This window comes from Fictibacillus barbaricus (genome assembly GCF_031457135.1).
GTDB classification, from domain to species: Bacteria; Bacillota; Bacilli; order Bacillales; family Fictibacillaceae; genus Fictibacillus; species Fictibacillus barbaricus_A.
This window is the reverse complement of sequence record NZ_JAVDWA010000006.1, coordinates 1-19686: the sequence shown is the minus strand read 5'-3', so window position 1 is coordinate 19686 and position 19686 is coordinate 1. Positions and strand designations below refer to the sequence as shown.

At 39.6% G+C, this 19686-nt stretch carries 19 protein-coding genes, 1 riboswitch and 1 other annotated feature; of the genes, 9 read left to right on the top strand and 10 right to left on the bottom strand.

From position 1 onward, the window contains the following. Window positions 1-7: 7 nt before the first annotated feature. The 3 genes from J2X07_RS15260 to pckA form a co-directional block, all read right to left on the bottom strand. Entirely contained in the window at window positions 8-622 is a 615-nt protein-coding gene (locus J2X07_RS15260) for a TetR/AcrR family transcriptional regulator (RefSeq protein WP_310260552.1), read from the bottom strand. Continuing rightward, on the bottom strand, window positions 576-1865 hold the full coding sequence (locus J2X07_RS15255) for an MFS transporter (RefSeq protein WP_310260549.1): 1290 nt from the start codon (window positions 1863-1865) through the stop codon (window positions 576-578). The genes J2X07_RS15260 and J2X07_RS15255 overlap by 47 nt, the downstream gene beginning before the upstream one ends. A gap of 136 nt (window positions 1866-2001) precedes the next feature. Continuing rightward, window positions 2002-3585, bottom strand: a complete 1584-nt coding sequence (gene pckA, locus J2X07_RS15250; RefSeq protein ID WP_310260547.1) for a phosphoenolpyruvate carboxykinase (ATP) — start codon at window positions 3583-3585, stop codon at window positions 2002-2004. A 274-nt stretch (window positions 3586-3859) separates the two neighbouring features. Next, window positions 3860-3988, top strand: a riboswitch (SAM riboswitch). A 158-nt stretch (window positions 3989-4146) separates the two neighbouring features. On the opposite strand from pckA, the gene metK reads away from it, so the two are divergent. Beyond that, window positions 4147-5352 carry a methionine adenosyltransferase gene (gene metK / locus J2X07_RS15245; RefSeq protein WP_310260543.1) on the top strand — a complete coding sequence of 402 codons (1206 nt, stop codon included), beginning with the start codon at window positions 4147-4149 and terminating at the stop codon, window positions 5350-5352. Between the two features lie 430 nt (window positions 5353-5782). Here the strand turns inward: metK and J2X07_RS15240 are convergent, their stop codons facing one another. The 4 genes from J2X07_RS15240 to J2X07_RS15225 all read right to left on the bottom strand — a co-directional run bounded on the left by J2X07_RS15240 (window position 5783) and on the right by J2X07_RS15225 (window position 7530). After that, the gene (locus tag J2X07_RS15240) at window positions 5783-6331 is read right to left on the bottom strand and encodes a phosphatase PAP2 family protein (protein WP_310260541.1); all 549 of its coding nucleotides are present in this window, start codon (window positions 6329-6331) and stop codon (window positions 5783-5785) included. A gap of 120 nt (window positions 6332-6451) precedes the next feature. After that, on the bottom strand, window positions 6452-7021 hold the full coding sequence (locus J2X07_RS15235) for a manganese catalase family protein (protein ID WP_310260536.1): 570 nt from the start codon (window positions 7019-7021) through the stop codon (window positions 6452-6454). A gap of 18 nt (window positions 7022-7039) precedes the next feature. Next, a complete protein-coding gene (locus J2X07_RS15230) occupies window positions 7040-7309 on the bottom strand; it encodes a spore coat protein CotJB (protein WP_310260534.1) in 270 nt (89 codons plus the stop codon). Further along, window positions 7309-7530, bottom strand: coding sequence for a spore coat associated protein CotJA (locus tag J2X07_RS15225; protein ID WP_310260531.1), 222 nt, complete (start codon window positions 7528-7530; stop codon window positions 7309-7311). The genes J2X07_RS15230 and J2X07_RS15225 overlap by 1 nt, the downstream gene beginning before the upstream one ends. A gap of 141 nt (window positions 7531-7671) precedes the next feature. Here J2X07_RS15225 and J2X07_RS15220 point away from each other — a divergent pair, with 141 nt between their 5' ends. Beyond that, a complete protein-coding gene (locus J2X07_RS15220; RefSeq protein WP_310260528.1) occupies window positions 7672-8043 on the top strand; it encodes a VOC family protein in 372 nt (123 codons plus the stop codon). Here the strand turns inward: J2X07_RS15220 and J2X07_RS15215 are convergent. Then, window positions 8033-8551, bottom strand: a complete 519-nt coding sequence (locus tag J2X07_RS15215) for a gamma carbonic anhydrase family protein (RefSeq protein WP_310260526.1) — start codon at window positions 8549-8551, stop codon at window positions 8033-8035. The two genes, J2X07_RS15220 and J2X07_RS15215, sit on opposite strands and share 11 nt — an antisense overlap. 326 nt (window positions 8552-8877) lie before the next feature. Between J2X07_RS15215 and J2X07_RS15210 the strand changes: the two genes are divergently transcribed. Then, the gene (locus tag J2X07_RS15210) at window positions 8878-9672 is read left to right on the top strand and encodes an alpha/beta hydrolase (RefSeq protein WP_310260523.1); all 795 of its coding nucleotides are present in this window, start codon (window positions 8878-8880) and stop codon (window positions 9670-9672) included. A gap of 35 nt (window positions 9673-9707) precedes the next feature. Further along, window positions 9708-10778, top strand: a complete 1071-nt coding sequence (locus J2X07_RS15205; RefSeq protein ID WP_310260520.1) for a tetraprenyl-beta-curcumene synthase family protein — start codon at window positions 9708-9710, stop codon at window positions 10776-10778. Between the two features lie 315 nt (window positions 10779-11093). On the opposite strand, the gene J2X07_RS15200 is transcribed toward J2X07_RS15205, so the two are convergent. After that, entirely contained in the window at window positions 11094-11669 is a 576-nt protein-coding gene (locus tag J2X07_RS15200) for a tRNA (mnm(5)s(2)U34)-methyltransferase (RefSeq protein WP_310260519.1), read from the bottom strand. Continuing rightward, window positions 11666-12631 (bottom strand): TIGR01212 family radical SAM protein, encoded by a 966-nt coding sequence (locus J2X07_RS15195; protein ID WP_310260957.1) that lies wholly within the window; start codon window positions 12629-12631, stop codon window positions 11666-11668. The genes J2X07_RS15200 and J2X07_RS15195 overlap by 4 nt, the downstream gene beginning before the upstream one ends. Before the next feature lie 163 nt (window positions 12632-12794). Here J2X07_RS15195 and J2X07_RS15190 point away from each other — a divergent pair, with 163 nt between their 5' ends. The 5 genes from J2X07_RS15190 to J2X07_RS15170 form a co-directional block, all read left to right on the top strand. After that, a complete protein-coding gene (locus J2X07_RS15190) occupies window positions 12795-13997 on the top strand; it encodes an MDR family MFS transporter (RefSeq protein ID WP_310260517.1) in 1203 nt (400 codons plus the stop codon). A gap of 96 nt (window positions 13998-14093) precedes the next feature. Beyond that, window positions 14094-14325: a binding site (T-box leader), on the top strand. A gap of 384 nt (window positions 14326-14709) precedes the next feature. Further along, window positions 14710-17130 (top strand): leucine--tRNA ligase, encoded by a 2421-nt coding sequence (gene leuS, locus J2X07_RS15185; protein ID WP_310260515.1) that lies wholly within the window; start codon window positions 14710-14712, stop codon window positions 17128-17130. Window positions 17131-17144: 14 nt separating this feature from the next. Beyond that, window positions 17145-17447: a rhodanese-like domain-containing protein gene (locus tag J2X07_RS15180; RefSeq protein WP_310260513.1), complete on the top strand. Its 303-nt coding sequence runs from the start codon at window positions 17145-17147 to the stop codon at window positions 17445-17447. A gap of 114 nt (window positions 17448-17561) precedes the next feature. Next, window positions 17562-19481, top strand: coding sequence for a bifunctional diguanylate cyclase/phosphodiesterase (locus J2X07_RS15175; RefSeq protein WP_310260511.1), 1920 nt, complete (start codon window positions 17562-17564; stop codon window positions 19479-19481). After that, a partial coding sequence (locus J2X07_RS15170; RefSeq protein ID WP_310260509.1) for a hypothetical protein occupies window positions 19478-19686 on the top strand: 209 nt, incomplete at its 3' end. The genes J2X07_RS15175 and J2X07_RS15170, both read left to right, overlap by 4 nt.

Here is a 19686-nt window from a genome sequence, read left to right as displayed (position 1 = left end):
CAGCTCCTTACAATTTTTCTACACCTAGCATCGTTCCAAGCTGTTGTAAGAACAAATCAACTTGTTCATTGAAGTTCATTTCGTTTTTCTTGATAAATATGGACGCAATGTGCAATCCATCATTAAACGTAATAAAGTATTTTGCAATGGTTTCTATAGGATAGTTAGGTTTGAATTCTCCATTTTCAACACCTTGTTTAAACATGTTAACTAGTTGTGCAATCGCAAACCGATATCGATCATTAAAGTACTCTGTTTTTTGAGGAGCGCGTCTATTAATTAAAAAATATTCGATCTGGACGGCACTAAAAGCATCTTCATCGTCCTTCATATTTTTATATCCCTCAAACTCATCCTTAAGTGCTTCCCATATGGAAGGTTTTTTGGCAAATTCATTTAATTCATTCTCATAAGCTTCGTTCATAGACTCTAAAATAGATAGAAATAAATCTTCTTTATTGGAAAAATAGGAGTATACTCCACCTCTGCTTAAGTCTACTGCATCAATAACATCCTGCATGACAAAGGCTTCGTACCCTTTCTTTTTAAAAATCTTCTTTGCTGCATCAAGAATATTACGCTTCCGCTCTTCTTTGTGACTCTCCGTTACTTTCGGTGACATATGGCTCTCCTTTTTTTGCTTCGAACTGTGCTCTTAGAATAAAAGCTAACACACTTATTAGGCACAATCCACTAGAAGTACAGATGAAAATCGGGATTACACCGAATATGTTTGCGAGGACACCACCGGCAAGCGGTCCGATTAGAGAAGCGAACATCATGACGCTTCCGATCGTACCAAGTGTACGTCCGCTCATATCGGAAGGGGTTTCCTTCATTACGTTTGATTGAAAAGGAATAAAAACCAAACCCGCCCCAATACACGCTAAAAAAGTAACAGCAGGAGCCCAGATCATTGGTGCAGCAAGGTTCATGTCTGTCAGCAGCGCAAGACTGAAAAATCCTAATCCTAATACAAAAATGCCTGCAGCCATTGCGTTGATTGCTTTTTTGATCTCGTACTTACTCAAAATGAGACCACTAACTAAGAATCCAGCACCAGATGCAGTCATAACAGTACCGAGTATTTTGGGTGAAGAGTCTTCAAGCTCTCTAAATAGTGTAACAAACTGTGAATCGGACATTTGAATCACAAACATGGTGATAGCCATTAAGAGAGTGCCATAAAAAATAATGGGAAGGCTTTTAATAAATGTAAACCCTTCGAGTAATTCTTTGACAAAGTTGTTTTCTGTTCTCTCAGTCGTCATTTCATTATTCATTGTTCTTGATGTATTGGTTGGAATGTTAAGTAAAAGAAGTGCGGAGAGAAGGAATGATAAAGCATCCAGTATGAAAATAATATTGAAACTCCATAAAGTAAGAAGAAAACCGCTCAAGGCAGGACCGATAATTTTTGTGCCATTTTCAATCACGGAGCTTACGGAAGTAGCTTGCTGCATGTGATGATCTGGAACAATTTCTTTTAATTTCCCATTTTTTGCAGGATTAAAAACTGTCGAAAATAAACCTAGACCAATTAATAATGCATATATGTGCCATAGTTCTGTTGCAAAGACGAGACCGAAAATAATAACGCTTCGAGCCGCATCTGCAACAATCATAATGTACTTTCTTTCCCACCGATCTGCAAATACTCCTGAAATCGGACCGAGAATGGTCATTGGTAAGGCAAGTGACAACATGATGAATGAGATTTGAAGTGGTGTAGCTTCCCATTTTAGTCCGACTAGCGTGAAGACGGCTAGAATAGAAAGCCAGTCACCAAGGTTTGAAATCAATTGGGCAGAAATTAAATATTGATAAGGTTTGCTTTTTAATAATTTTTCTGAAGCATGTTCCACAAAATCAGCTCCTAAATATAAAGTGACATCCATGTCATTATTATAACTGACACAGATGTCACTTTGCAAGTGTTTTTTCTAAAATTATCCAATAAAAAAACTCCTTCTCAAAATTGAAGGAGTTTCTTGTTAAGTTTTAAGCTAGTGGCCCAGCCTGCTTGATTTCAGGTGACACGGCTTTGAATTTTTCAAAGTTAGCTTTGAACTTTGCAGCCAGTTCTTTTGCTTTAACGTCGTATTGATCTTGGTTTTCCCAAGTTTTCTTCGGTTGAAGAACTTGATCAGGAACGCCAGGGCAATGTGTTGGAATGTGCAGTCCGAATACCGGATCTACAACAGTTTCAACAGATGTAAGTTCACCTTCAAGTGCAGCTTGCACCATTGCACGTGTATAGCCAAGGTTCATACGTTTTCCGACGCCATATTCTCCGCCAGACCATCCCGTGTTGACAAGGTATACTTGAACATTATGCTGGTCGATTTTCTTACCAAGCATTTCTGCATATACTGTTGCTGGCAGCGGCAGGAATGGAGCTCCAAAACATGTTGAAAAAGTAGCTTGCGGTGAAGTAACGCCTCTTTCTGTTCCGGCAAGTTTACTCGTGTAGCCAGAAAGGAAATGATACATCGCTTGTTCTTTCGTTAACTTACTGATTGGAGGCAGCACGCCAAATGCATCAGCTGTTAAAAATATAATTGTATTGGGATGTCCAGCGACACTTGGCTGAATGACATTTGGAATCGCGTCAACCGGGTATGCTGCACGTGTGTTTTCCGTTAATGTAGAATCTTTATAATCGGCGATTCTTGATTCTTCATCAAGCATCACGTTTTCTAAAACACTTCCAAAACGGATCGCGTTCCAGATCTGTGGTTCTTTTTCATAAGATAGGTCGATTGTTTTTGCGTAGCATCCGCCTTCGATATTGAACACGCCAGTGTTCGCCCATCCATGCTCATCATCACCAATTAGTCTGCGGTTAGGATCTGCTGATAATGTTGTTTTCCCAGTTCCTGAAAGACCGAAGAATAATGCGACATCGCCTTCGTTGCCAACGTTGGCAGAACAATGCATGGAAAGAATTCCTCTTTCGGGAAGCATGAAGTTCATAACAGAGAAGATGGACTTTTTGATTTCGCCAGCATATTCTGTTCCACCGATCAATACGATGCGTTTTTCAAACGAAATAATAATAAATGTTTCAGAGTTCGTGCCATCTTCTGCTGGATTTGCTTGAAAGCCAGGTGCTGATACAACTGTGAATTCAGCCTCGTGTCCAGCCAATTCGCTTTCATTTGGTCGTACGAACATCTGGTGTGCAAATAAATTATGCCAAGCGTATTCGTTAACTACTTGAATAGGAAGGCGGTATTCTTTGTCTGCTCCTGCGAAACCTTTGAATGTGAATAATTCTTCTTTGGTTCCTAAGTATTGAAGTACTTTTTTGTATAATTTATCGAAATTTTCGGGTGAAAAAGGTTTATTTACTTTTCCCCAATCAATGAGTTTTTTTACGGAGGCGTCTTCAACGATAAATTTGTCTTCTGGTGACCGTCCTGTATATTTGCCAGTAGTTGCTCGAAGTGCACCTGTAGAAGTTAGTATGCCTTCTTTACGTGTTAACGATTTTTCAACTAGTACCGGGACAGGTAAATTCAGGTGAGTCGATTGACGAGTCACAAGCTCATTTAAAGTTGTCGTAAATTCCAATGTATTCATATCAGACAGTACCATCCTTTATTCTAGAGTGATATATTCGTAAATTAGTATAACACATTAACTTAAATAATGTATACTATTTTATGAAAGGGTTTCAAAAAAGTTCTTAATACTCAAAATTAAATGATAAAAATGTACAATTTCCATCATATTGAATACGGTTACAAAAATCTTGATAACTTCTTCTCTCTATATAATAAGGAATAAACAGTTTTAAAGCTAGTTTCTATTGACAGCTTAGGATCATTACGCTATCATATTCCGAGAACGGCTACTCTTATTCTGAGTAGGTGGAGGGACAGGCCCTATGAAACCCAGCAACCGACATTTCGGTGGATGAACTGACATCCTCATGAATGAAAAGGTGCTAACCTGCAAGGTGTATTACCTTGGAAAATAAGAGGTTGAAGGCATATGTATTTAAACCTTTTCCTCGTGATTGAATTCGTCAAACAGGGAAGGGCTTTTTTTATGCCATTTTACAGGCGAAGAACATTAAGTATGCAAATAAATAGAATAAAGTACCGTATCATTGAAAGTAGATAAAGGGAGGATATTCAATTGTCCAAAAAAGTAAGTCGTCGTTTATTTACATCTGAATCTGTTACAGAAGGGCATCCAGATAAAATCTGTGACCAAATTTCAGATGCGATCCTAGATGAGATTTTAGCAAATGATCCAAATGCCCGTGTAGCATGTGAAACATCAGTTACGACAGGTCTTGTGCTTGTAGCGGGTGAAATCACAACTTCAACATACGTTGACATTCCGAAAGTAGTTCGTGAAACAATTAAAGAAATCGGTTATGACCGTGCAAAATACGGATTTGATTCTGAAACATGTGCAGTTCTGACTTCAATCGATGAGCAATCAGCTGATATCGCGATGGGTGTAGACCAAGCACTGGAAGCACGTGAAGGATCTATGACAGATGCTGAAATCGAAGCAATCGGAGCAGGAGACCAAGGTTTAATGTTTGGATTTGCGTGCAACGAAACGGAAGAGCTTATGCCACTTCCAATCTCACTTGCACACAAACTTTCTCGCCGCCTAACGGAAGTACGTAAGAGCGAAGAAATTCCTTACTTGCGCCCTGATGGTAAAACACAAGTAACGGTTGAGTACGATGAAAACGATAAGCCAGTACGTATCGACACAATCGTTATTTCAACTCAGCACCACCCTGAAAACACATTAGAAGAAATTCAAAAAGATGTAAAAGAAAAAGTGATTCTTCCAGTAGTTCCTGCAGAATTAATCGATGAGAACACGAAATACTTCATCAACCCAACAGGACGTTTCGTAATCGGCGGACCTCAAGGTGATGCTGGTCTTACAGGACGTAAAATCATCGTTGATACTTACGGCGGATATGCGCGTCATGGTGGTGGAGCATTCTCTGGTAAGGATGCTACAAAGGTTGACCGTTCTGCTGCTTACGCTGCACGTTACGTTGCGAAAAACATTGTAGCATCAGGTCTTGCTGACAAAGTTGAAGTTCAGCTTGCTTATGCAATCGGTGTAGCACAGCCTGTATCAATCGCAGTTAATACTTTTGAAACGGGTAAAGTATCTGAAGAAGTTCTTGTTGAACTTGTTCGTAACAATTTCGACCTTCGTCCAGCAGGAATCATCAAGATGCTTGACCTTCGTCGTCCAATCTACAAGCAAACAGCTGCATACGGTCACTTTGGCCGCACAGATATCCAGCTTCCTTGGGAGCAAACGGATAAAGCTGAAGAGCTTAAAAAGCAAGCAAATATCTAATCATGTTAAAAAGCAGACCTCTTCGGAGTGTCTGCTTTTCTTTCGTTTATATTGGCCGAACGAGGAAATATAAATTTTCACCCCTATATTTTAAGCGGATATGTCTTTTTTAAAGCTCTTTTCTAAAAGATTTTTGCTCTTAGGTAATTTTTTGTAAAGAGACTTCATTGATAAGTTGATTGGAGTGCAAGGTGCGAGACTCCTGCGGGATCAGTGGGACAGAAGAGACCATTCAATGTCGCGTAGCGTGCCAACCACTTGAATATTCTCCTTGCAAGGCATGCGACGAGGAAGCCAGCTTCGAAGTTATGCTTGCAGACGCAGGAGCACACTTACTTCCTCGAATACCGCACGCCCCGCGGAAAGCGAGCATCCTGAAACGGAAATCAACTACTTTCAAAAGCAACAAAGTATCCGAAAACAGCCTTTTTTAATGAAAATAAGGCATTATCATTTCATTTACTAAGAAAAAAGAAAGAAAACTGGAACTTATACCAAGAATCATACCTGCAATGACATCAGTAGGATAATGTAATCCCAAATACATACGTGATATGGCTACTAATAGTGCTCCAACTAATAAAAACACGCCGATAAAAGGGTCTAATACGATTAAAGGCGTCACTATAGAGAAGATGGCAGTAGTGTGACCTGAAGGAAACGAGTGATCTTTTAATGGATTATCTCCAGTGATTGTATCTGGGAGGGATAAGTAAGGCCGTTTACGCGGATATATTTTTTTGACGATCGATACAGGGATATGACTAAGCGCCAATGACAATAAACATACGAATCCCCAAGATTTTAAATGGTCAGGAAGAGCAATTATAAGGATGAGAGCCGTTGAAATGGTAAAAGTCGCTCCGCCTAGATGTGTCCATATTGAAAAAAATCGGTCTAACGAGTTATGTGTTCTTCCATTTATTTGACGAAAAATCGTACACTCTCTTTCATAAAGCCAACCGATCACTTTTGTCATAATAAAAATCCCCTCCTATTCAATGTAGTCACTACAATCATAGTTCCTAAATGTTAGGGGGAGATTAATGGCTTGTAAATATTGTTTAAACTTATCAATTGCCGCATTCGTTAACTTCACTTAAAAGAATATTTTCCGGTCTCTTTCTTCTTTTAAAATTTCAACGGCTTCTCTAAAACGCTGGGAGTGAATAATTTCCCTCTCTCTTAAAAAACGGAGTGAATCATTTAAATCAGTATCATCAGATAGGTTGATGATCCACTGATAAGTAGCACGTGCTTTTTCTTCAGCAGCTATGTCTTCATATAAATCAGCGATTGGATCCCCTTTTGCTGCAATATAACTTGCTGTAAAAGGAACACCCGCTGCATTATGATAAAAGATGGCGCTATCATGATTTGCGTAATGAGCATCAATGCCGGCATTCTTTAACTGTTCTGGAGTGGCATCCTTTGTTAATTTATAAATCATGGTGGCAATCATTTCAAGATGAGCGAATTCTTCTGTTCCAATATCTGTGAGCAGTCCGATTACTTTGTCAGGAATCGAGTATCTTTGATTTAAGTATCTTAATGCTGCTGCCAATTCTCCATCAGCCCCGCCATATTGCTCGATTAAATACTTGGCAAGTGTAGGATTACAAGTCGATACTTTTACGGGATATTGAAGCTTTTTTTCGTAGATCCACATCTATGGCTACCTCCTCATTTAAATCTGCCACGGCCAAGGTCCGCTGTTCCAATTCCATGGCATTCCAGAATAGCTATTACCATACTGCTGGAGTGGACCATACTTGGATTCAATGGCTCGTTTTATCTTTTTACGTTGCTGGGCGAATTGGTTGAATTGTTGTACGGCATTTGAATCTTGTGGATGTGTGTCTAAATACAGAGTAAGTTCTACAAGCACGAAATCAACCGCTTGAAGTTCTTCCATCCACTGATAAAATTCTTCAGGCAACGTTTGCTGCAATGTCATTACCTCCTTCTTGCGTACGGATTTTCGTAATAATCATAAAACGCAGGCCAGAGAGTTCCTTTTTTTAACGCTTCTTTTGGAGAAAACTGCGGCAGGTCATAAGGCTGAAATCCCATATATAAATTGGGGGGAGTCGAGTAAAATTTTTCACCGATCGGGGGACAAGGATCAAAAGGGCTGTGATAAGGCACGTATGATTTTGTGTTTGTGTACCGATTCATCAGAATAAAACCATCCTTTCCTAAGGGTCTTCTATCTATGCTATTCACAATGAACAGGTTATCATGACTTAATCATCTCAATTTTTGTTTGACTATGGTAAAATAATGGGCAAATCATTCTTTAAATGAGGTGAGCGGCTTATGTATGAAGGGATACATCATGTGTCCGTTTTAGTGACAAATTTGAAAGAATCATTGTATTTTTACGAAGGCATTTTAGGATTTAAACAAAACAAAAAACGCCCTCAATTTGATTTTCCAGGCGTTTGGTATGATATTGGGAATACTCAATTGCATCTTATACAATATCCTGAGGGGAAAGCTCGAAGAAACACAACACAAATCGATAGCAGAGACGGACATTTTGCCGTCCGTGTAAAAGACATGGGAAAATTATTGCAGATTCTTGATCATCATAAAATCCCATATCTCAATAAAGAAATCAATAAAACAGAATGGCATCAAGTTTATGTTAGTGATCCAGATGGTAACTTAATTGAATTTAACGCTTAGGCTGAAGAGACTTATAGTATTGACCTTTTTCGTAATATTCCCGGCGTATACGATCCATATCTTGAATATCATCGTCATTTAATTCACGAATTACCTTTGCGGGTCTGCCGAACGCCAGCGTGTGGGGAGGGATTACTTTCCCAGGAGGTACAAGACTGCCTGCTCCGATAAAAGCACCTTCACCGATTTGTGCGCCATCAAGCACTAAAGAACCCATACCAATCAGTGCGTTCTCTTCAATTGTACAGCTGTGCAGAATAACACTGTGGCCGATCGTGACACCATCTTTAATGTGAAGAGTCTTGTTTGGACTTTGGTGTAAAACAGAGTTATCTTGAACGTTTACATAGTTTCCGATGATTGTAGGGGAAACATCTCCACGTATGGATGTGTTGAACCAGATCGAAGAGTATTCGCCGATTTGAACATCACCTGTAATGGTTACATAATCTGCAATAAAAGCAGTTTCAGAAATTTTCGGTTTTTTATCTTGATAAGGATATATCATAGTTTCACTTCCTGTTATCTTTTAGTTAACTATAGTGTAGCAAATTATTCCGTTTTTTTTATATTGAAATTTAAATGCTCTTTTCTAAAAGATTGTTGCTATTAAATCTTTTTTAATGTCTTCTTTGAATAGTTGGTTGTAGTGTAAGGTGGGAGACTCCTGCGGGACTGGCGGGCAGGTGAGACACTTAAAAGTGAAACGTTACGAATGTGGCTCACCGCCAGCCCCGCGGAAAGCGAGCACCTGGAACGGAAATCAACCACTTCCAAGGGTCAAGGGCAACAAAGTTTACGAAAATAGCTATTTTTAAAAAAGAGGGTGATTATATGTGGAAATGGACAACGAACCAGGAAGCCATAGGTACAGTAGTGGTTGTACACGGCGCAAACGAACATCATGGAAGATATGATTGGGTGATCCAACAATTTAATGCAGCGGGTTTTCATTGTGTCTCTGGTGATCTTCCTGGACAGGGCACAACAACGAGACGCAGAGGGCATATCGATGCGTTTGATGAATACATTTTCACGATTGAAAACTGGGTGGCTGAAGCACATAAGTTCGGTCTGCCTGTATACATTCTCGGTCACAGCATGGGAGGTTTGGCTGTCATACGAACGCTGATGGAGAAGAAACTCTCTATAAAAGCATTAATTCTATCATCACCATGTCTCGGATTGTCACATCAAACTTCAAAAGGAAAAGAAGTTCTTTCCGTATTATTAAATAAATTGGCGCCTGGAGTTCGACTTGCTACCGGTCTGCCAGAAGGCAGTGCTACTCGTAATGAAGAAATTCGTGTACGGGATAAGGAAGATAAACTCATCGTAAAAAAAGTATCAGTGAGATGGTATAGAGAACTAACAGCATCCATGAAGTATGTGTTTGATCATTATAAAAAGTTTCCGAACTTGCCATTATTACTTTTACAGGCAGGAGACGATTTAATCGTAGATAAGGAGACCGTGAAACAATGGTTTAACGGTGTAAACCTTGAAGAAAAATGGTATAAAGAATTCCCCTCTCTCTACCATGAAGTATTAAATGAACCAGAACGTGATCAAGTATTTGATTATGTAAAAAGATTTTTATTATTGCATAGTGAAGTCAATAAAGGATAAAGGTAAGTAAAGAACGACACAAAAGGAGCACTGACATGAACAAAGTTCCGGTCCATCCTTGGGGATTAATGTATTCCGTTTATAAAAATGTTTTTCCGGCAGTTGGCATGCTGCTCAACAACTGGCGTGAAAAAGCAAAATTAATCCCCAACCCTGAATTGAGACAGCAGGCACTTAACAGCATCTCTGATAAAATGTTCCACTGTGAAGGGGGAGCCATCTTGACTTTGCTGGCAGGACCTCACCAAAAAAAAGCGATGACCTTTGTAGTGGCTTATCAAACGATCAGTGATTATTTAGATAATCTTTGTGACCGAAGTACATCGCTCAACGAAAAGGATTTCCGAGCGCTTCATGAGAGTATGTTTCATGCTCTGACTCCGGGAGCAGTACCGGAAAATTATTACCGATATAGAGAAGAGCAAGATGACGGTGGTTATCTGGCGAGCCTTGTATTAACTTGTCAAAGTGTTTTATCTGAAATAAAAGCATATCCAAATATTGCGAAAGAGCTTATTGGTCTTGCCGAAATTTATTGTGATTTACAAGTTCACAAGCATGTTGTAGTGCATGAACGTGAACCCCGGCTGATCAGCTGGTTTGAGGAGTATCAGTCTATTTTGCCGGATATTACTTGGTATGAGTTTTCGGCTTGTGCTGGATCAACTTTAGGAATCTTTTGTTTAGTAAGTTATGCTTTTCAAGGGAATTTCACGAAAGAGTCAGCCGCCGCTATAAAAAAAGGCTATTTTCCTTGGCTTCAAGGACTACATATTTTGCTGGATTATTTTATCGATCAAGATGAAGACAAGCTAGAAGGGGACTTAAACTTTTGTACGTATTACCAAAATGAACAGCATATGCTTGAACGCATGATCTACTTTGCTAAAAAGGCAGAAAAAAGCTGTGCCAAGCTGCCAAATTCAAAATTTCACCGTCTTATACAGAGGGGGCTATTAGGAATCTATTTAGCTGACAAAAAAGTTTCGGAATCACCTGTCATTAAACAGATGGCATCAAAGCTAGTAAAAGTAGGCGGTGCGACAAGTTACTTCTTTTACGTAAACCGTAAGCTCTATCAAAAAATAAAACCTTCCCTTTCTTGATATACTTTTAGCTAAAAGATTGTTGCTTTTGGATCATTTAGTTAATTCTCTTCATGGACAGGTTGATTGGAGTGCAAGGTGCGTGCCTGTTACCTGAGTATTCTCCTTGCAAGGCATGCGACGAGGAAGCCCGTTTCGATAGCGTTTCTTGCAGACGCAGGAGCAAGTACTTCATATGTCTTTCAACCTAGCTCACTTCTCCCTCCGCGGAAAGCGAGCATCCTGAAATGGAGATCAACCTCTTCCAAGAACAACAAAATTCCAAATGCCTTTAGAAATGAAAAAAAGAGGCTGAACCAACTTTATGAGTTGAATTCAGCCTCTTTTTTCGATTGCAACGACAAAGGGCGGATCATTTTTTTGATTGATAAAGTCATATCTTAATACGTGTGCTTGCGTTTGATCCAAGTTTTCAACAAAATTCATAACCAGTTCTTTTTCGCGCTTCCCTTCGTCATGTCCGTGATAAATTACGAGGACTATGACACCCTCTATTTTAAGCAATTCCAGCAATTGCTCGATCGCACGAATGGTTGATGTCCCTGTAGTTGTGATTGATTTATCACTTCCAGGCAGGTAACCAAGATTAAAGATAGCTGCTGCTATTTTGCCAGAAACAGTGTTAGGAAGAAGCTCCGCTATAGTATCATGTGAGGCATGAAAAAAAGTCACATTGGCATCAGCTTCATTGTCCATTAATCTTTTTTGAGATTTTTGAATGGCTTTTTCCTGAATATCAAAAGCGAAAACCTTGCCTTCTTTTCCAACTCGTTTTGATAAAAATAATGTATCATGTCCATTGCCGCATGTAGCATCGATCACAAGGTCTCCCGGATTGCTAAAAGTTCGCAACAGCGTTCTGGCAAAAGGGAGTACACCTTCTAAAATCATAATGATTGCTCCTTTACAGTTTGATAAAATTTGCCTTGAAAGCTGTCTCTTCGCTTAAGTTCAGCTTCGATCGAATTTAATACTTTCCATTTATTTAAACTCCACATTGGACCGACTAATAAGTCAGGAGGTCCGTCACCAGTTAACCGGTGAATCATCATATGAGGCGGTATGACTTCCAATTGATCACATACAAGTTTCACATATGTGTCAAAATCAAGGAATTCCAGCATTCCCTGCTCATACTGTTTAACCATGGGTGTTTTCTTTAATAGATGCAATAAATGGATCTTGATTCCCTGGACATCGAGCTTCGCAACTTCCCGTGCCGTTTCCATCATCATTTCAGGTGTTTCCAAAGGAAGTCCGTTAATGATATGGGAGCATACTCGAATATTATGTTTGCGCAGCTTATTAACACCTTCTACATACGTTTCATAGTCATGCGCACGATTAATCAGCATCGCTGTCCGTTCATGTACTGTTTGAAGACCGAGTTCGATCCAAAGATAAGTACGTTTGTTTAAATCTGCTAAATACTCTACAACATCATCGGGCAAACAGTCAGGGCGTGTCGCAATCGAAAGTCCAACAACATCATCTTGCTCAAGAACTGTTTCATACAATTCTCTAAGTTTCTCAACGGGAGCATATGTGTTCGTGAACGCTTGGAAGTAACCAAGATATTTTCCTTTTTTCCATTTAAGGTTCATACGGTCCTTTACGGTGTTGAACTGGGTAATAATATCGTCTCGCCGATCACCTGCAAAATCACCTGATCCGCTTTGAGAACAGAAGGTACAGCCGCCATGTGCTACTTTACCGTCACGGTTGGGGCAGTCAAATCCCCCATCTAATGGAACTTTTATTATTTTTTCACCAAAATGCGATTTTAAATGCTGGTTCCAGGTGTAATATCTTTTATCCCCAAAGTAGGGTGGTATTTCAGTCAAATGTGCCATCATGTTCACTCCTTTTTTTCGGTGATGAGCACCATATAGCATTGTAGCATTTTCACGTGAGCGGCGCTATGGAGCTTAGTGGTTTATTAGGATTGTAAAATTAAGTGAAAAGGACTAAAATACAGAAGGAATTATAGACATCATTGTAAGCGGGGGAATCAATATGCCAGCGAAAGTGTGGCTGCTTATTATTGGAATGGCACTTAATGTTACAGGGTCGAGTTTTCTTTGGCCGATCAATACAATTTTTATGCACGAGCATTTAGGTAAATCTTTAACGATAGCTGGGATTGTCCTTCTATTAAATTCTGGAGCGGGTGTTATTGGAAATCTGGCAGGCGGTTTATTGTTTGACCGCTATGGGGGATACCGAACGATTTTGCTGGGCGTTCTCATTTCATTCAGTACATCATTACTGCTTGTGTGGTTTCATGATTTTTGGTCTTATAGTATTCTGCTAGTGTTCATGGGACTTGGTATGGGGATTGTATTTCCGTCCATGTATGCCCTAGCCGGTACGATGTGGAAAGAAGGCGGCAGGAAGGCATTTAACCGTATTTATATTGCACAAAATGCAGGAGTTGCACTAGGTGCTGCACTTGGGGGACTTGCTGCGTCTTATTCTTTTACGATCTCCTTTATTAGCAGTTCCGCATTGTCATTTTCGTTTTTGATCATTGTGTTCTTTGGCTTCAAAGACCTAGGAACGAAAGAAGAAACGAGTGTGGAAACTGTATTTACGCAAAAACGCCGTATTCATAATAAACCAGCATTTAAAGCGTTGCTAATCCTTTGTGGAGGCTACTTACTTGCGTGGATCAGTTATGTTCAATGGCAATCCACAATTGCCGCGTATACACAAAGTATGGGTGTCAGTTTGAAAATGTATAGTTTATTATGGACGGTGAACGGACTTTTAATCGTACTGGGGCAGCCAGTGGTTCATGTGTTTTTGAAAAAGTGGCTGACCACAACGACCTCTCAGATCCTGACAGGCTATGTTATTTTTGTTGTCTCATTTGTGATTGTTGGTAATGCACATAGCTTTAATGGATTCCTAGTTTCAATGATTATCCTGACTATTGGAGAAATGCTTGTCTGGCCAGGGGTGCCGACCATTGCTTCAGAGCTGGCACCGGCAGGAAGAGCGGGTTTTTACCAAGGAGTAGTGAACAGTACTGCAACAGGAGGGAGAATGATAGGTCCCTTGTTTGGTGGAACGATTACGGATTTGTTTAATATGGATATACTGTTTAAGACGTCTATCGGTTTACTCGTTTTTGCCTTTATCTTGACAGGGATTTATAGTAGAAACCTTCAAATAAACAAAAAGCAAAATGAAGTTATAAATCCAGTATCGGTTTAATGGTTTATATTAGGAAAAAATAGGTAAATATAAGTGAAACAGCCTTGACATTTTCGTGAAGAATTCATAAAATACAAATTAACATCTACTTATTCGTCAATAACGATGATAGGGAATAGTAAAAAGAGAATGGAGCACTAGAGAGTTGACGGAAGCTGCGAGTCAACCCGGACTTTTTTGAACTCACCCTTTAGTTGCAAGTGTGAATCAAGTAATACTTGCCGTCCCGCCGCGTTAAGGTTTGTTTTGAGAGAACGTGATTTTTACGTTAATCAGGGTGGTACCGCGGCAGGTTCTAAAAATTGTGATCTAACCTTTCGTCCCTAATTTTTATTAGGGGTGGAAGGTTTTTTATTTGTTTAAAGCTCTTTTCTAAAAGAATGTTGCTATGGAGAGAAATTTGGTTAAGTTCTTCATTGAAATGTTAATTGGAGCGAAAGGACGAGATTCCTGCAGGATCAGTGGGACAGGTGAGACCACTCAATATCGCAGAGCGTGCCAGCCACGTGAATATTCATCTTGCAAGGCATGCGACGAGGAAGCCTGCTTCGATAGTTATACTTGCAGACGCAGGAGCACAATTACTTCCTCTAGCACCGCACACCCTGCGGAAAGCGAGTCCAAAGAGCGGAAATTAACTACTTTCAAGAGCAACAAAGCTTAAGAAAACAGCCTTGTTTTATTATAAAGGGTCTATGAAGGAGGATCGGTTATGTATTATAACCACAAAACGATCGAGAAAAAATGGCAGCATTTTTGGGAGGAAAATAAAACGTTCCAAACCAAAGAAGAATATGACAAACAAAAATTTTATGCACTAGATATGTTTCCATACCCATCAGGAGCTGGACTTCATGTCGGCCATCCAGAAGGATACACAGCAACAGATATCCTTTCACGAATGAAACGGATGCAAGGCTATAATGTCCTTCATCCAATGGGCTGGGATGCATTCGGTCTTCCTGCTGAACAATATGCACTTGATACAGGGAACGATCCAGCCGAGTTTACAAAACAAAACATCAGTACATTTAAGAGACAGATCAAAGAGCTTGGATTTTCATATGACTGGGATCGTGAAGTGAATACAACAGATCCGGATTACTATAAATGGACGCAATGGATTTTTATCCAGTTGTACAAAAAGGGTCTTGCTTATGTTGATGAAGTGCCCGTTAACTGGTGTGAAGCGCTAGGAACAGTGCTTGCAAATGAAGAAGTAATCGACGGTAAAAGTGAACGCGGAGGTCATCCGGTTGTCCGTAAGCCTATGAGACAATGGATGCTTAAAATTACTGCGTATGCTGACAGATTGCTTGAAGATTTGAATGAACTGGATTGGCCAGAAAGCTTGAAAGATATGCAGCGCAACTGGATCGGCCGTTCTGAAGGTGCGGAAGTTCATTTTGATATTGATGGACATTCAGATAAAATTACGGTATTTACAACAAGACCTGACACACTTTTTGGTGCAACATACCTTGTGCTTGCTCCTGAAAGCAAATTGGTCGAAACAATCGTTTCCGATGATCAGCGTGAAGCGGTAACGAATTATAAAAACCAGGTAGAAACAAAGTCCGATTTGGAAAGAACGGAATTGAATAAAGAAAAATCCGGTGTGTTTACTGGTGCATATGCGATACACCCGGTTACTGGCGCTAAACTTCCGATCTGGATTGCAGACTATGTATTAGCAAGCTATGGAACGGGCGCAATCATGGCAGTTCCTGGACATGATGAGAGAGATCATGAGTTTGCCGTGAAGTTCGAACTCCCTATTGTGGAAGTCGTATCAGGCGGGAACGTTGCTGAAGAGCCATACACAGGCGATGGGGAACATGTGAATTCTGACTTCCTGAATGGAATGTCAAAAGCGGATGCTATCGAAAAAATGAATGCATGGCTTGTTGAAAACAATAAAGGCGAGAAGAAGATTACTTATCGACTTCGCGACTGGCTTTTCTCCCGTCAGCGTTATTGGGGCGAGCCGATTCCGATCATTCATTGGGAAGATGGCACAATGACAGCTGTAGATGAAAAAGAGCTTCCTCTTGTTCTTCCGATTGTTAAGGAAATTAAACCATCTGGGACAGGTGAATCACCGCTTGCAAATGTAGAAGATTGGGTAAATGTCGTTGATCCGGTTACAGGTAAAAAGGGCCGCCGTGAAACGAATACAATGCCTCAATGGGCGGGCAGCTGCTGGTATTACTTAAGATATATCGATCCAAAAAACAGTGAAGAACTGGCTTCAAAAGAAAAATTGAATCATTGGCTGCCGGTGGATATGTATATTGGTGGAGCGGAACATGCTGTATTGCATCTTCTGTATGCAAGATTCTGGCATAAAGTGCTTTACGATCTAGGTGTTGTCCCAACTAAAGAACCGTTTCAGCGTTTGTTCAACCAAGGGATGATCCTTGGAGAGGGCAACGAAAAGATGAGTAAGTCAAAAGGAAACGTTGTTAACCCAGACGAAATTGTAGCAAGCCATGGTGCCGATACATTAAGACTGTATGAAATGTTCATGGGACCTCTTGATGCCTCAATCGCTTGGAGCACAACTGGACTTGACGGTGCACGAAGATTCCTTGACCGTGTTTGGCGATTGTTAGTAACAGAAAACGGAGAAGGGTTGAATCCTGCGATCCAGGATGCTAAAGGATCTGATTCGTTCAATCGTCTGTATCATATCACCGTTAAAAAAGTTACAGAAGACTTTGAAGCATTGCGATTCAATACTGCGATTTCGCAGCTTATGGTATTTATAAACGATGCGAATAAACAAGAAGTACTTCCTAAGACGCTGATCCAAGGGTTTGTAAAAATGCTTTCACCGATTGCACCTCATATTTGTGAGGAACTTTGGGAGAAACTAGGCGGAGCGTCAAGTATCGCATATGAATCTTGGCCAGTATGGGATGAAGCACAGCTTGTTGAAAATGAAGTTGAAATCGTCGTACAAGTAAATGGGAAATTAAAAGCAAAATTGACAATTCCAGCAAACATTAATGGCCAGGATATGGAGCAAGCTGCTCTTAAAGAAGAGATGGTACGACAAAGTATCGAAGGAAAAACAATTCGAAAAGTAATTACTGTTCCAGGTAAACTTGTTAATATCGTAGCTAACTAAAGGAGGTACATTTCATGGATTATGAATTAAAAGAAATATCCCCATCCGAAGTAAAAAGTCTTTTAAGAGAAGGCAAGAAAATTTCGTTAATTGATGTGCGTGAAGACGAAGAAATTGCAGAAGGAAAGATTTCGGAAGCAAAGCATATTAAAATGGGAGAAATTCCAGAACGATTGGATGAAATTGATAAAAATGAAGAACACATTATCATTTGCCGATCAGGCAGAAGAAGTGAGAACGTAGCACTCTTTTTGCAGGATAAAGGATATAAAGTGATAAATATGTCTGGCGGAATGCTGGCGTATAAGCAGGATTAAGAAAATCCCTTCTGTTCATTTAATGAGTAGAGGGGATTTTTTTGTAAGTAAAAGTAAAGTATGTGAGGGGTTAACCGATAAAAAGGATATACCTTTATGACCCTGGAGGCAAACATGGAATCAAGACACTCTAATACGAAGAAATGGATAAACATCTCTGCAATGCTATTCAGCGTTCAGATTGCGGGTACAATAGGGTTAATCTACAGCCAATTCTATATGTTTTATATGCTCAATATTGTCATATCTATAGCAGGAGCAATATTTGTTTATAAAATACTGAACCGTAAAGATGTGTATTCAGTAAACTTGGAACAGGAAATTCAAAAGCATAAACAAACATTCAGCCAACTGAAAACGAGCAACACGAAACTGCAAAATATTTTTGACAGTATCGATGTTGCCATCTGGTCACATAACCTAAAGGCTGACAAACTCCTTATCACTGCAGGTATTGAAAAACTGTATGGATACCCGTTGAAAGCTTTTTATGATGACGCTGATTTATGGAAAAAGGTCATACATCCGGATGATATGGATGTTGTGATAAAAAGGGCTAATGACATTGAAAACGGAATTGTCGCGACTAGCGAGTACAGAATCATCAGACCTGACGGAGAAATTAGATGGATTCATGACAGAGGGATTCCTTTTTTAAATGAACAAAAGGAACTGATTGATTTCAACTCGATTTTAATTGACATTACCGAACGGAAACGTGCTGAAATGACGATCGAACATATGGCTTATTACGATGAATTAACGGGATTGCCTAACCGTAACGGTTTTAAAAAGAGAATTGATGAGAAGTTGAAAGAAGCGAGTTACATACAAAATAATCTAGCTTTATTTTATTTAGATCTGGACCGTTTTAATGTCCTAAACGACACACTTGGACATAGTTTCGGTGATTTGCTCCTGCAGCAGGTTGCTGGCTTGCTTAAAAATACTCTTGGCGAAAAAGGCGAGGTCTTTAGAAGAAGTGGTGATGAGTTCCTTCTGCTGATGGATTTCAAATCTAAAAATGAAGTGATAAAAATCGCAGAAGAGCTGATTGCATCCTTTACAAAGTCTTTTCTATTAAGCGGACAAGAAGTATTCATTACACCTAGTATTGGAATCAGTCTTTATCCGGGTAACGGCTTTGATAGTGAAACTCTATTAAAAAGAGCGGATTCTGCTCTTTATCAAGCAAAAGAGCGAGGGCGGAATACCTATCAGTTTTTCACTGAACAAAGAGATGGGAAGATGGAAAGAAGATTAAACCTGGAGCATGGTTTAAGAAAAGCATTGAACAATAATGAATTATTTCTTGTTTATCAACCGCAAGTTGAACTCTGTACAAGAAAAATTATTGGCGTTGAAACGCTGCTGAGATGGAATAAGGAAGATGAGGGTATAGTTTCTCCTGTTGATTTCATCCCGATTGCTGAAGAAACGGGTTTAATTATACCGATTGGAGAATGGGTTTTAAAAAATGCCTGCCTTCAGGGAGCCGTATGGCACAAAAAAGGTTTTAGCGAACTCACAATTTCGGTTAATATTTCAGTTCGTCAACTATTAGACGAGTCATTTATTGATAGAGTTGAAGCAATCCTTTCGGAAGCTGAATTTCCTCCATCTTTATTAGAACTTGAAATTACAGAAAGTACGACGATGGAAAGCATGGAAGAAACACTGCCTGTCCTTCATCGATTAAGAGAAAAAGGAATGAAAATTTCCATCGATGATTTTGGCACCGGCTATTCATCCTTAACTTATTTAAGGAAACTTCCAGTGGATACGCTAAAAATTGATAAAATGTTTATTGATGATATTTTGACTGACTCAAAAAGCGGTGCCATCGTTAAAACGATAATTGATATGGGGCAAAACCTAGGTTTTCATGTAATTGCAGAAGGAATTGAAAGTGCAGAACAAGTGGACAGTTTGTTAGAGAATGGATGTTTATGCGGTCAAGGCTACTATCTCTATAAACCACATAAAGCGGATGAAATAGAAAATCATCTTGAAAAGAATATGGTAATCAGTTGAAGAATGACTGGGAAAATTGTTTAAAAGGCGATTTTTCCGGTCATTTTCTGTTTATGGCTGCGCGTTCAGCGAGATTAATACTCGCTGGACGCGGAAATCGAAAAATACGAGCGGAAATCGAAAAATACGAGCGGAAATCGAAAAATACGAGCGGAAATCGAAAAATACGAGCGGAAATCGAAAAATACGAGCGGAAATCGAAAAA